11 protein-coding genes are annotated in these 12,834 nt (G+C 72.9%); 2 read left to right on the top strand and 9 right to left on the bottom strand.

What is annotated here, in order from left to right:
- Nucleotides 1-87: 87 nt before the first annotated feature.
- Together AB0I22_RS13380 and AB0I22_RS13375 are read right to left on the bottom strand one after the other, a co-directional pair.
- The gene (locus tag AB0I22_RS13380) at nt 88-1,605 is read right to left on the bottom strand and encodes a PH domain-containing protein (RefSeq protein ID WP_363130858.1); all 1,518 of its coding nucleotides are present in this window, start codon (nt 1,603-1,605) and stop codon (nt 88-90) included.
- 111 nt (nt 1,606-1,716) lie between these two features.
- Nucleotides 1,717-2,271 carry a PH domain-containing protein gene (locus AB0I22_RS13375; RefSeq protein WP_363130857.1) on the bottom strand — a complete coding sequence of 185 codons (555 nt, stop codon included), beginning with the start codon at nt 2,269-2,271 and terminating at the stop codon, nt 1,717-1,719.
- 66 nt (nt 2,272-2,337) lie between these two features.
- On the opposite strand from AB0I22_RS13375, the gene AB0I22_RS13370 reads away from it, so the two are divergent.
- Complete coding sequence (locus tag AB0I22_RS13370) at nt 2,338-3,015, top strand: TetR/AcrR family transcriptional regulator (protein WP_363130856.1); 678 nt, start codon at nt 2,338-2,340, stop codon at nt 3,013-3,015.
- On the opposite strand, the gene AB0I22_RS13365 is transcribed toward AB0I22_RS13370, so the two are convergent.
- The 3 genes from AB0I22_RS13365 to AB0I22_RS13355 form a co-directional block, all read right to left on the bottom strand.
- Complete coding sequence (locus AB0I22_RS13365) at nt 2,973-3,293, bottom strand: DUF4288 domain-containing protein (protein ID WP_362157340.1); 321 nt, start codon at nt 3,291-3,293, stop codon at nt 2,973-2,975. The two genes, AB0I22_RS13370 and AB0I22_RS13365, sit on opposite strands and share 43 nt — an antisense overlap.
- Nucleotides 3,294-3,331: 38 nt before the next feature.
- The gene (locus tag AB0I22_RS13360) at nt 3,332-5,434 is read right to left on the bottom strand and encodes an FUSC family protein (protein WP_363130855.1); all 2,103 of its coding nucleotides are present in this window, start codon (nt 5,432-5,434) and stop codon (nt 3,332-3,334) included.
- A 336-nt stretch (nt 5,435-5,770) separates the two neighbouring features.
- Nucleotides 5,771-6,637: a helix-turn-helix domain-containing protein gene (locus tag AB0I22_RS13355; protein ID WP_363130854.1), complete on the bottom strand. Its 867-nt coding sequence runs from the start codon at nt 6,635-6,637 to the stop codon at nt 5,771-5,773.
- 279 nt (nt 6,638-6,916) lie between these two features.
- Between AB0I22_RS13355 and AB0I22_RS13350 the strand changes: the two genes are divergently transcribed.
- Nucleotides 6,917-8,149 carry a S53 family peptidase gene (locus AB0I22_RS13350; protein ID WP_363130909.1) on the top strand — a complete coding sequence of 411 codons (1,233 nt, stop codon included), beginning with the start codon at nt 6,917-6,919 and terminating at the stop codon, nt 8,147-8,149.
- An 86-nt stretch (nt 8,150-8,235) separates the two neighbouring features.
- On the opposite strand, the gene AB0I22_RS13345 is transcribed toward AB0I22_RS13350, so the two are convergent.
- The 4 genes from AB0I22_RS13345 to AB0I22_RS13330 form a co-directional block, all read right to left on the bottom strand.
- The gene (locus tag AB0I22_RS13345; RefSeq protein ID WP_363130853.1) at nt 8,236-9,018 is read right to left on the bottom strand and encodes a GntR family transcriptional regulator; all 783 of its coding nucleotides are present in this window, start codon (nt 9,016-9,018) and stop codon (nt 8,236-8,238) included.
- A complete protein-coding gene (locus AB0I22_RS13340; RefSeq protein WP_363130852.1) occupies nt 9,015-9,557 on the bottom strand; it encodes a UTRA domain-containing protein in 543 nt (180 codons plus the stop codon). Before AB0I22_RS13340 ends, AB0I22_RS13345 begins: the two co-directional genes overlap by 4 nt.
- Nucleotides 9,558-9,702: 145 nt before the next feature.
- A complete protein-coding gene (locus AB0I22_RS13335; protein WP_363130851.1) occupies nt 9,703-10,956 on the bottom strand; it encodes a GNAT family N-acetyltransferase in 1,254 nt (417 codons plus the stop codon).
- 365 nt (nt 10,957-11,321) lie between these two features.
- On the bottom strand, nt 11,322-12,815 hold the full coding sequence (locus tag AB0I22_RS13330) for a CoA-acylating methylmalonate-semialdehyde dehydrogenase (protein ID WP_363130850.1): 1,494 nt from the start codon (nt 12,813-12,815) through the stop codon (nt 11,322-11,324).
- Between the last annotated feature and the right edge of the window lie 19 nt (nt 12,816-12,834).

The following is a 12,834-nucleotide window of genomic DNA, read 5'->3' as shown; positions in this document are numbered from 1 at the left end:
GAGGTGCTCCCTGACGGGCTGAATTCGGTCGAGCCCTGTCCGTACGAACCGGCTGGACGTGACCCATAACGCTGTTCTCCGCGCCCCCTACCGAGCCCGGTGCGACACCGTCCCCGCTACCAAAAACTCCCCGACGATCCCCGGCGTCGCCTCGTCCGCGAACTCCGCCGCCTCCCCGGCGGACATGTCGCGGATGCGGTAGCCGTCCTCGCCCGCCGCCACCGCGGCCGTCGTGGTGACGAGGGCGGCGCGGCGGGAAAAGGGGGTGTCGGTGAATGTCCAGGCCAGGACGGCGTTCCGGTCCAGGGTGACGGTGTCGCGGGTGAAGGTGCCGGAGCGGATGAGCAGCCATCGGCCGGTGATCGCGTGTCCCAGCGCGCGGTAGGCGTCACGCGCCAGCCACCGGACGACCGGGACGGCCACCAGCGCGAAACCCGCCGCGCAGTACAGGAGTACGGGCGTGAGGAGCGCGCCCAGTACGGTCAGCGCGAGAGTTACGGGGAGTACGACGCCGACCGCGCCCCGGACCGTACGGCGGCGCAGGGCCGGGCGGGGGTGCGGGGTGAGCTCGTGTCCCTCCAGCGACGCGTCGGGGGCGAGCCCGGTCAGCATTCCGCCGCACACGCGCAGGGCCTCCGCGCGGGTCGCCGGGGGGAGGACGGCGCTGCGTCTGCGGTTCTCGTCGCGGTCGCCGAGGCCGGCGGCCACGGCTCGTACGGTCGCCCCGCCGCCCGCGCGCAGGAGGAGCGGTTCGCGGAGGACGACGCCGCGCAGGCGGGCGCGTTCGATGGAGACGGCGCGGGTGGTCAGCAGGCCGCGGCGGACGCCGAGGGTGGCGGAGTCGGTCCATTCCAGGCGGTAGTTCCACCAGTTCTCGACGTAGAGCACGACGGCGCCGACGCTGCCCACCGCGGCGACCGCGAGCAGGGCGAGCGGGATGGTGAGCCATAGGGCGCTGTTGCCGAAGTCTTCGAAGACGCGGCGCACGAAGCCGAACTGCCAGGGTTCCAGGCCGACTTCGTGCAGTACCCGGTAGGCGGCTCCGGCCGCGGCGAAGACTCCGCCGAACACCCAGAAGGTCAGCGGTGCGAAGCGCAGGCGGCGCGGGTCGAAGGCGGCCAGTACGGGGTCGGCGTGGCGGTCCGTGCCGGCGCGGGCCAGCAGTTGGGCGCGCAGCCGCTCGGCGGCGGGGCGGGAGAGCGCCTCCAGTCGCAGTTCGCCGCTGCCGCCGTCGGAGCCGGCCGTTCCGGCGCGCAGCACGGTCACGCCGAAGAACCGCTGCACGGGGTTGGCCGTGAGGTCGACGTTGCGGACGCGGTGCAGGGGGACGGTGCGGGAGCGCCGGGTGAACAGGCCGGTGCGCAGTTCGAAAGCGTCGGCGGTGACGCGGTAGCGGGTGCGGCGGTAGGTGATGAGTCCGGCGGCGGTGACACAGGCGAAGGCGGCCGCGATGGCGCCGAGCGTGATCCAGGCGCGGGTGTCGAGGCGACCGCCGGTGGCCAGGGCGGTGAGGGCGAGGGAACCGAGCGGTGCGCCGAGCCAGGCGCAGTGCACGGCGAGGGTGCGGGGGTCGAGGCTGCGCCAGGGGGTGCGGTCGGCGGTCATGCGGCGTCTCCGGGTACCGGGTGGGCGGCGGCGGTCATTCGACGTCTCCAGATACCGGGTTGAGCGGCGGCGATCATTCAGCATCTCCAGGTACGAGCTGCGCGGCGGCGGTCACGCTGCGTCTCCCGGTACGAGCTGCGCGGCGGCGCTGATGCGGTCCGCCAGCGCTTCGGCGTCGGCGGCCCGTAGCCCGGCTATCTTCACGTCGCCTGCCGTGGAGGCGGTGGTGACGGTGACGGTGGCGAGCCCGAACAACTGCTGGAGGGGGCCGCGTACGGTGTCGACGGTCTGTACGCGCGAGAGCGGGGCGATGCGCCGCTTGCGCCAGTACCAGCCGGCGGCCGCGTATACCGCCAGCTCCCCCACCTCCCAGGCGTGCACGCGGTAGCGCCACCGCGGCATGGCCCACAGGTAGCCGAGGGCGGGTGCGGCGAGGGCGGCGAGCAGGAGCGGGCCGAGCCAGGGCAGTGCGCCGGGGAAGAAGAGCAGCGACGAGGCGAGCAGGGCGGCGGCCGCGAGGAGCGCCGGACCGCTGAAGGTGAGCAGGGCCTGGAGGGTCCACCAGCGGCGGGCGCGGGGGTCGACGCGGTGGCGCGGCGGCCGGAGCACGGCCGGTGGGCGGGGTGGCGGTGTCGGGCGGGGTGGTGGTGTCGTCGCTGCCGTCATCGTCCTCGTCCCCGTAACCTTTCCAAGTCGCTCGTATTGCGTTGCCGACAAGCTATAGCAATACGAATGACTTGCAAAACGACGGAGCGGCGAGAGGACGGCAGGCGCGTGCCCAAGCGGGTGGACCACGACGAACGGCGGCGGCAGATCTCCGAGGCCCTGTGGCGCATCGCCGCCACGCGCGGCCTCGACGGCGCGAGCCTGCGCGACGTCGCCGCCGAGGCCGGCATCTCGCTGGGCCGGCTCCAGCACTACTTCACGAGCAAGGACGAGATGTTCGTCTTCGCCCTCGACTACATCAGCGGCCTCGGCGAGCAGCGCATCCGCGAGCGCGTCGAGGCGCTTCCCGGCACCCCCGCGCCGCGCGACATCCTGCGCCACTGCCTGGTGGAGATGCTGCCCCTGGACGACGAGAGCCGCGCCGGCAACCTCGTACAGGTCGCCTATTTCGCGCGCGCCGTGCACGACGAGCGGATGCGCCGCCACGCGCAGGAGGGCGTTCCGGCGCTACGGGCCTTCTTCGCCGCCCAAGTGCGGCAGGCCGTCGAGCGCGGCGAGGTCTCCCCCGAACGCGACCCGGACGACGAGGCCATGCTGCTGATCGCGCTGGCCGACGGGCTCACGAGCTTCGCCCTGCTGGAGGTGTACGCCCCCGCCGAGGCGCTGCGGCTGATCGACCGGCACCTGGCGGGCCTCTTCTCCTACAACTCCTCGCCGCGCAGCAGCGGTTCGAAGCGCTCGTAGGCATCGAGGTCGCGGAAGTGCCGGGCGTAGAGGTCGGCGTCGTGGCTCAGGTCCTCGTCCAGGACCGCGGCGACGTCGACGACGGCCCGCAGCCGCCAGCAGATCATCTCGCCGCGTTCGTTGAGGAAGGCGGCCTCGGCGCCGCGGCCGCGCTCCTCGGCGCGGAGCCGCGCCGTCGCCTCGTCCGGGGCGTGTATGAGCGCCACGTCCTCCCGGTACAGGGGCCGGCGGCCAGGGCTGTCGGCGGCCGACTCCATCAAAATGATCGCCACGTACATGGCGTGAGCGTCTCACGGGCGCGGCGCGGGAGCGCCTCTCACGTTCGCCGGGCCGCTCGATTGCGGCCGCCCGGCCCGCGGGTCAGGGCGCGGGCCAGTTCGTCCAGCGCGTCCGTCAACAGCTCGGCGCCGCGCACCGCTACGCCCTCGTCGCCCACCCGGGCCCGCCACTTGGCGAGCACCTCGTGCGGCTGCGACCAGTCCAGTTCCCGGCGCTCCCGTACGGCCGCGACGGCGTCCGGCAGCGCGGCGCGCAGCGCCTCGACGAACTGGGCGGCGTCGTCGTTCGGCTCGGCGTCCTTGTCCGGCAGGTGCGCCTCCATCAGCATCGTCACGCGGCCCATGGTGGTCAGCGCGGTCTCCGCCGAGCGCTCGGCGGAGCGCGAGAGCCCCCGGTGCCGTACGGGCTCCTTCTGGGCCCGGCCCGCGGCCTGCTCCCAGGCGACGCGCGCCGCCCGGGTGTCGAGCAGCGCCTCCCGCACGCGGCGTGGCGGGCGGGCGGCGGGCTCGGCGAAGAGGCTGATGACGGCGAGGCTGTAACTGCCGCCCGCCTCCAGCCACTCGGCGAGCCGGTCGCGCAGTTTCGGCGTCTCCCAGGCCGGGAAGAGCGCGTACGCGATCAGCGCGAGCACGCCGCCGAGCAGGGTCAGCGCCACGCGCGAGAGCACGGTCTGCGACCACTCGGTGCCCGCGATGCCGAGCAGGAAGACGACGTAGGCGCTGATGCACGCCGACAGCACGATGTAGCCGGTGCGCAGCAGCAGGTACTGGAGGGTCACGCACAGCACGGCGAACACCGCGCACACGTACATGCCGGGGTGCACGAGCGCCATCACGGCGCCGCCGAGCAGCACGCCCACGAGCGTGCCCATGAAGCGCGCGACGCCGCGCGAGTAGGTCTGGGCGAAGTCCGGGCGCATCACCATGACGGAGGCCATCGGCGCCCAGTAGCCGTGCCCGAGCGGCAGGCTGTGGCCCACGACGTAGCCGACGGAGGCGACGGCCGAGACCCGTACCGCGTGCCGGGCAACGGGCGAGGTCCAGCGGGCCTCGCGGCGCAGCGCCCGCAGCGCGACCGGCACGAACCCGGTCATGGTCGTCCGTCGCAGATGCCGCCGGCCCCCGCCTTCCTCGCCCGCGGGGGCGGCGACCTCGACCGGGCCGTCGGTGGAGTCCACCACGTCGCCGAGGAGGGCGATGAGCCGCAGCGCGCTGCGGCGGGCCGCGCCGTGCAGCACCGGCCCGGACTCGGGCACCTCCAGGACCGCCATCGCCTCGGCCGGCAGCCGCAGCGGCTTGCCCCAGCGGATGGCGTGCGCGACCGCGTCGAGTACGGTGCCGGCGGCGCCCAGCAGGTCGCGGGCCCGGTCGCGTTCGGGCCCCTCGGCGGGCGCGCCCACCACCGGGTCGGCGAGCGAGGCCAGCACGGGCCGGACGCGTTCGGCCAGCCCCCGGTAGCCGCTCAACTGGTTCGGCCGCCGCTTGGCCTGACGTGGCGTCACGGCGGCGGCGCTGCGGGCGTCCATCAGCGGCTGCGGGTCGAAGGGGGCGACCGGGTCGTGGCGGAGCCGGCGCGCGTAGTCGGCCTCGGCGGCCAGCGCGTCGGCGAGCGCGTCGCGCTGGATGCCCCAGGGTCTTATCGGGAACAGCACGATGAGCGCCGCCTGGACCAGGCCGCCGCAGGCGATCAGGGCCGCGTGCTGGAGCGCGCCGAGGATCGAGGTCGGCAGCGTGACGGTGACCAGCATGACCGCGACCATCTGCGAGGCGACCAGCCCGGAGACCGGTCCGACGGCCCACGCCATGCCGGCCAGCAGCGTCCAGACGGCGAGCAGCACGGCGAACGCCACGGGGTGCGCGGCGACCAGATAGCCGAGGAACGTGCTGATCGCGAGCCCCGCCGCGACCGCGAGGGCGAGCACGGGGCGCGGTCGCCAACTGCGCTGGAAGGTGGCGATGCCGGCCGAGAACGCGCCGAAGGCGGAGGAGACGGCGAGCGTCGGGGAGGCGAACCACAAGGCCCCGCCGATGACGATCGCGACGCCGCACGCGCCGCGGATGGCGACGAGGGGCTCCAGTCTGGTCCGTTCGATCGTGAGCCCGCTACGGGCCGTCTCCTTCAGCGCGCTGGACCAGGTCATGATCCGAGAATACGGCCCCGGTCCAGGGCAAACGGAATTATCACGTCCGTCTCACGGGTCACTCACGTCATGCATACGCGGGTCGCTCGCGCCACGCCTGCGCGGGCGCCTCACGGCCTCGGCCGCGAGGGCCCCGCTCACGCGGGCCCCACTCACGTGGGCGCCTCACGGTCCCGGTCGCGCGGGCCGCTCCGTGACTTGGGCAAGCACACCACCCGCCCTGGGGTGCTGGGGCGCGCGTCACACGTCACGCCGCGCGCCGGTCGTGGTCGCCGCTCTTCCGATCTTTTACGGACGTCACTCACGCCTCATTCCCCCGGAGGCCGCGCCGTCCGCTCACCTCGCCTCCGGCCCTTGCTCCCGCACACCCGCCTCCCCTACCTCTCCCATCTCACCCACCTCACCCGCCGTGGCCGCCGACTCCCACACCGTCTGGAATGCGAGGCGCAGGCAGCCGGCCAGCGCCGGGTGCTCGATGTAGAGCGTGGTGGAGGAGGCGGCGCCCGCCACCGGGTCGGGCATGTCGCAGAGCACCAGCGAGCCGTCGGCGATGATCAGCTTCAGCGGCAGCTCGGCGGCGAACCGCGCCTCCTCCCCCGCCTCGGCGAAGCTCCGCACGTTCGCCAGCACCACGGCGTCGGCCAGCGCGCCGGTGGTGTAGACGGCGCGCACGGTGCCGCCCGCCCGGCGCAGCCGCCGGACCGCCTTGATGCCCTCGGCGTTCTCGGCGGAGGCGAGCAGCGGCGGGCGGCAGAAGCTGAGGAGTTCGCGGCGGGCCTGGCGCTGGATGTCGGCGAAGCGCTCGGCGATGGCCTTGGGGTCGCGGAGTACGTCGATGTAGTCGAGCGGGTCGGTGCGCGTGCGCCCGTCGGACCAGATCGGTTGAAGCGCCGCGGCCAGCCCCTCCGAGACCCGCTCCATCCGGTCCAGGGACTCGCGCTGAACCGCCATCAGCCGGGTCAGGGCCAGCTCCGGCGTGACGGCCGAGAACCTCGCCACCCGCCCCGGACTCGTACTGGCGAGCCGCCGCCGGACCAGCGCGTCCAGCACGTCGTAGACCCGCTGGCGCGGCACGTCCGCCTCGCGGGCGACCTCCGCCGCGGTGTACGACTCGCGCGCGACCAGGGCGAGATAGACCCGCGCCTCGTACCGCGCCAGTCCGAGCGCGACCAGGTCGCCGACCGATCCCTCGTCCAACTCCATGACAGGACAAGGTATATGCCGAACGTTGCCTCGGGAGGGAAAGGCTTTGCCATAGTCCGGTAGCCCCTTGGGACAGGTTTTCACTATTTTCGACGGGAGCCACCACTGACCGGGGTGGCACCCCCAGTGAACGTGCGCCAACCAAGGATTCGCCGGGCGGCGAAGGAATTTCTGGTTGTCATGCCCTTGACAATCCGATCCGGAACTGCCCGCCGGACACCCCCACCCCCCACGGAGGGCAGTTCATTGCAAGCGAAGCGAGACAACCGCGTGAGAGCGCTGGTGCGCCGCGGCGCACCGGCACTGCTGTCGGCAGCGGCCCTGATCACCGGCGGCATGGTCGCCGCCACCCCGTCGTCCGCCGCGCCCGCGAGCGCGCCGCAGGACGCGACCCCCGCCGCCGTGCACACGCACCGGCTCTGCGCGGAGCCCGCGCACCCCGGCGACATGGCGTGCAACGCCGTCGCCCGCACCGATGTGAAGCAGCACCGGGCGCTCGGCGCGAACGCCACCCCGTCCGGCTTCGGGCCGAGCGATCTGCGCGGCGCGTACAACCTGCCCAAGTCGGGCGGTTCGAACGCGACGGTGGCGATCATCGACGCCCAGGACGACCCGAAGGCCGAGTCGGACCTGGCCACGTACCGCAAGCAGTACGGGCTGCCCGCCTGCACCACCGCCAACGGCTGCTTCAAGAAGGTCGACCAGAACGGCGGCAAGAACTACCCGACGCCCGACGCCGGCTGGGCCGGCGAGATATCCCTCGACGTCGACATGGTCAGCGCCACCTGCCCCTCGTGCCACATCCTGCTGGTCGAGGCCAAGAGCGCGAGCATGGACGACCTGGGCACGGCCGTGAACCAGGCGGTCAAGATGGGCGCCAAGTACGTCTCCAACAGCTACGGCGGCGGCGAGGACTCGACCGACCCGGCCTCCGACACCAAGTACTTCAAGCACCCGGGCGTCGCCATCACCGTCAGCTCCGGTGACAGCGGCTACGGCGTCGAGTACCCGGCGTCCTCGCAGTACGTGACCGCTGTCGGCGGCACCTCGCTCAAGCACAGCGGCGGCGGCTCGCGCGGCTGGTCCGAGTCCGCCTGGGGCTCCTCCTTCGGCGGCCAGGGCGCGGGCTCCGGCTGCTCCAAGTACGGCAAGAAGCCGTCGTGGCAGAAGGACGACGGCTGCGCCAAGCGCTCCGTCTCCGACGTCTCCGCGGTCGCCGACCCGGCCACCGGCGTGGCCGTCTACAACAGCTACCAGGCCAGCGGCTGGAACGTCTTCGGCGGCACCAGCGCCTCCGCCCCGATCATCGCCTCGGTCTACGCCCTCGCGGGCGCCCCGGCCTCCGGCGACACCCCGGCCTCGTACGCCTACGCCCACGCCACGTCGCTCAACGACGTGACCAGCGGCTCCAACGGCAGCTGCACCCCCGACTACCTGTGCAAGGCCGGCAAGGGCTACGACGGCCCGACCGGCCTCGGCACCCCGAACGGCACGGCGGCCTTCAAGAAGTGACTCCCTGAGCGCCGTCACGGGCCCGGACCGATGCCGATCGGTCCGGGCCCGCTGGCGTGCCTCCGCTCTACGGGCGCGTACGGCGGTCAATCCGCCGTGAACTCGTACTGAAGCTCGTGGAGGTGGCCGGCCATCACCATGACCGTGGCTTCGATGGGCCGCTCGTCGTCGCTGTAGACGACGCGCAGCGCACGCAGCACGGGCAGGCCGCCGGGAAGCTTGAGGGCGCGGTACTGCTCCTGGGTGGGAATCCTCGCGGAGACCCGGTCCACGCTCAGACGCGGCGGGAATCCGAGTTCGGCGAGGAGTACGGGCGTGCCGCCCTTGATCCGGCGCTTTTCCATAATGGCCGTTCCCCGGGCCAAGGCCATCGGATAGTACGACCTGACCAGCTCGACCGGCTCGTCATCGATGGAGAGGAGCTGATGCCGCAGCAGAGCTGTCTCGCCATCTGCGAGGTTCAAGACGTCCGCGACATCGGCGGGAGGCTGGATCTCCGTCACGTCCAGCAGCATGCTGCGCGCCGTCCGCGCACCGTGCTTCGTGGCCTCGGTGAGCCAGCGGTAGGCCGCCCCCGCACCCGCCGGAGCCATGTAGGAGGCGGGACGCATGGTCCGTTGCCGGTGTTCGCGTACGGTGACGGCCGCTCCGGCACGCCCGATGACGAGCTGTTCGTCCTTCAGCAGCTGCAGCGCCTTCTGGATGGTGGCGTTGGAGGCGTCGAACCTCGCCTTGAGCTGGACCGTGGAGGGCAGCTTGGCTCCGGGAGGCAGGTCGCCGCACATGATCTCGTCCCGGAGATCGGAAGCGATCCGCTCGTGCAGCGAGCGCCGGTCGGGGAAGCCGGAGTCGGTGTCGGTCACTGTCATCCAATCCTGGTCTCGTAGCGCAGCCGTTGCCGGTGGGCCGGCATCACCATCAAGTCGGCCTGGATCGGCCGGTCGTCCCCGTCCAGCGTGACCCGGCTCAGCCGGAGGACAGGCTCGTCCCGGCCCAGGCGGAGGGCTTCGCGCTCGTCGGCGGTGGGCATGCGCGCGGTGACGTCTTCCCGGACTCGTACGCCGACGTGCCCGAGCTCGGCGAGGTGGGTCACGGCCCCGCCGGGGATCTTCCCCTTCTCGGCGAGCCGCGTACCGCGAGCGATGCCCGCCGGGTAGTGGGTGTCAGTCAGCTCGCAGGGGTCTCCGTCGAGTTGGATGACGCGGCGGCGCACGACCACCGCGTCTCCGACGGCCACGCCGAGGAGGTCGGCCACTTCCTCCGACGCCGGCACTTCGCCGGCGTGCGTGATGCGCTGATCGCCTTTGCCCCCTCGGGCGGCGGCCTCCGCACCCCAGGCATCGGACTGCCCCTCCCGCCGTGGCGTCAGGTACGGCATCGAGGTGCTGACCCACGTGCTGTCGCTCACGGCATCCTCCTGCGCTGCTGGGCGGCTTCGGCCTTGCGGCTTTCCACGTTAGGCGACTCGCACAGGGCGGCCCCGTGTCCGCGCGGGAGGCCGGCGCCCCGGGGTGGGGTCACCGGCCTCCTGCGGACCGTTCACGGAGCCCGGGTCAGAATCCGTCGGTGGTGAACGGCAGGTACTCCGTGTGGAGCGCGTCGTCCAGGACGCGGGCGGCGCCCGGAGTGTGTTCGGTGATGAGGCCGGCCCGCAGGTAGTGGACGAGGCGGGTGCCGCCCAGGTAGCAGGCGGACAGTTCTCGGATGTCGACCGAGAGGTCGGCGGGGTCGGTGACCGGCTCGCAGGTGCAGGTCTTGGCGTCGGTCGTGAGGCGGAAGCGGCCCTCGTTGGCGGGGATCGCCGCGTCCCGTATGTCGAGTACGAGGTCTACGGGGGCCGCCCAGGAGCGGGCGGTGAGGGCGGCGCGTACGTCGGCGAGGCGGATCCAGAGGGCGGGGGACTCGCCGACGACGCGGACCTGGTCGCGGTCGCCGGAGATCAGGGGCAGCACGTCGTCGGCGGGGCGTCCGTAGGTCCGTACCCGCCCGGTCAGATCGATGTCGGCTAGGTACTTCCACAGGGCTGCCGCGACGGCGGCCGTCTCGGCTTCCAGCTCGATGAGTTGCACGGTGTCGGGTGTGTCGCCGCCGCTGTCGCGGACCCGGTAGACGGCGTAACCGGCGGGCGGGTCCGCGCCGAGGACGACGACGCGCGGCGGGCCGAGTTCGTCGTCGTCCTCGGCCTTCTCGGGCAGGACGATCTCCCGCCACCAGTACGCGTCGCGGGCGAGGCGGCCCGCGCGCTCGGCCCGGTTCGCCTCGTAGAGGGGGCCGACGAGGGCGGGCGCGTCGGCGGCGGGTATGAGCCGCAGCGGGCGCGGGTCGGGGGTGACGCGGAGGTCGAGCGGGCGGACCGAGTCGATCTCCACGGTCTGGAGCTGCGTGCCGGGGCCGAAGCCGAAGCGGCCGTATATCGCGGCCTCGGAGGCCCACAGTGCGGCGAGCGGCCGGCCGGCCGCGGCGCACAGCCGCCACAGTTCGCCGAGCATGCCGGTGAGCACGCCGCGCCGGCGGTGGGTCGGCGCGACGGACACGAACGTCACGCCGGCGCACGGCAGTTGACCGCCGGGCACGGAGAGCTGGAGAGGTACGGCCGCGAGCAGTCCGACGAGCTGTTCGCCGTCGTACGCGCCGACGCGTTCGCAGCGCTTCAGGAAGGTGCGGTGGCCGACGCGCGCGTCCTCGTCGTAGGACTCGTGGAAGACCAGGGCCGCGTGGTCGAGCGCGCGGTCGAGGTGGGCTTCGGGGATCTCGCCGAACCGCAGGGCTGCGGGGGCGACGGGCGAATTGGCGTTCACAGGGCGCACAAGGCCGATCGTGCTCGGCGGCGGCCGGTGCGGCAAGGCATTTTGTCGGCGCGCGGACGCCAGGCGGGGGCGGGCGCCGGGCCCGGCGAGCGCCGAACACCGGGTGAGCGCCGCGCGGGGGCGGGCGCCGGGCCCGGCGAGCGCCGGGACACGCGCAGGACGGAGGGCGGGCCGGGCGAACCCCAGCGGCCGAACGAGCCGCAGGGGCACGGCACCGGACGGAACGAGGCCCCCGTCGGCGACGTCCGACGGGGGCCTCGGGCCGGGCGCGGGTGGTCGCCCGGGTCAGTGGGGCAGTGAGGCAGTGAGTCTGTGCGTCAGTGCGTCAGTGCGTCAGTGCGTCAGTGCGTCAGTGGGGCACCGGATCAGTGGTTGCTGGGGAAGCCCAGGTTGATGCCGCCGTCGGCGGGGTCCGGCCAGCGGGTGGTGACGACCTTGCCGCGGGTGTAGAAGTGCACGCCGTCGTTGCCGTAGATGTGGTGGTCGCCGAAGAGCGACTCCTTCCATCCGCCGAAGGAGTGGTAGCCCACCGGCACCGGGATCGGCACGTTGACGCCGACCATGCCCGCCTCGACCTCCAGCTGGAAGCGCCGGGCCGCGCCGCCGTCGCGGGTGAAGATGGCGGTGCCGTTGCCCCAGCGGGAGGAGTTGATCAGCTCGATGGCCTCCTCGTACGTGTCCGTGCGGACCACGCACAGCACGGGGCCGAAGATCTCGTCGCGGTAGGCGTCCATCTCCGCGGTGACCTTGTCGAGCAGGGAGACCCCGATCCAGTGGCCGTCCTCGTAGCCCTTGACGGTGAAGCCGGTGCCGTCGAGGACGACCTCGGCGCCTTGGGCGGCGGCGCCCGTGACGTAGGAGGCGACCTTGTCGCGGTGGGCCTTGGTGATCAGCGGGCCCATCTCGGAGGCGGGGTCGTCGCCGGGGCCGATGGTCAGTTCGGCGGCGCGTGCGGTGATCTTCTCGATCAGCGGGTCGCCGGTGTCGCCGACCGCGACGACGACGGAGACGGCCATGCAGCGCTCGCCGGCCGAGCCGTAGGCGGCGTTGATCGCGGCGTCCGCGGCCAGTTCGAGGTCGGCGTCGGGGAGTACCAGCATGTGGTTCTTCGCGCCGCCGAGCGCCTGGACGCGCTTGCCGTTGGCGGTGGCCGTGGTGTGGATGTGGCGGGCGATGGGGGTGGAGCCGACGAAGCTGACGGCGGCGATGTCGGGGTGCTCCAGCAGCCGGTCGACGGCGACCTTGTCGCCGTTGACGATGTTCAGCACGCCGTCCGGGAGCCCGGCCTCGGCGGCCAGTTCGCCGAGCTTGTACGCGGAGGAGGGCACCTTCTCGCTCGGCTTGAGCACGAAGGTGTTGCCGCAGGCGATGGCGATGGGGAACATCCACATCGGCACCATGGACGGGAAGTTGAACGGCGTGATGCCCGCCACGACGCCCAGCGACTGGCGGATGGCCGCGACGTCCACGCGGGTGGAGACCTGCGTGGACAGCTCGCCCTTGAGCTGGAGCGGCAGCGCGCAGGCCAGCTCGATGACCTCCAGGCCGCGGGCGACCTCGCCGAGCGCGTCCGCGTGCACCTTGCCGTGCTCGGCGGTGATCAGCTCGGCGATCTCGTCGCGGTGGGCGGCGACCAACTCGCGGAACTTGAAGAGGACGGCGGTGCGCGCGGCGAGCGAGCTGGTGCCCCAGGTCCGGTACGCCTCCTTGGCGGCCGCGACGGCGGCGTCGACCTCGTCGGCGGAGGCGAGCGCGACCTGCGTGCCCTGCGCGCCGGTCGCCGGGTTGTAGACCGGGCCGTAGTTGCCTGACGCGCCCTCGACGGGCTTGCCGCCGATCCAGTGGTTGACGGTCTTCATGGTGCGGAACCTTTCCTAC

Source organism: Streptomyces sp. NPDC050610 (assembly GCF_040654875.1).
Lineage (GTDB): Bacteria > Actinomycetota > Actinomycetes > Streptomycetales > Streptomycetaceae > Streptomyces.
The sequence above is the reverse complement of the archived record's forward strand: the minus strand, read 5'-3'. Positions and strand labels throughout refer to the sequence as shown.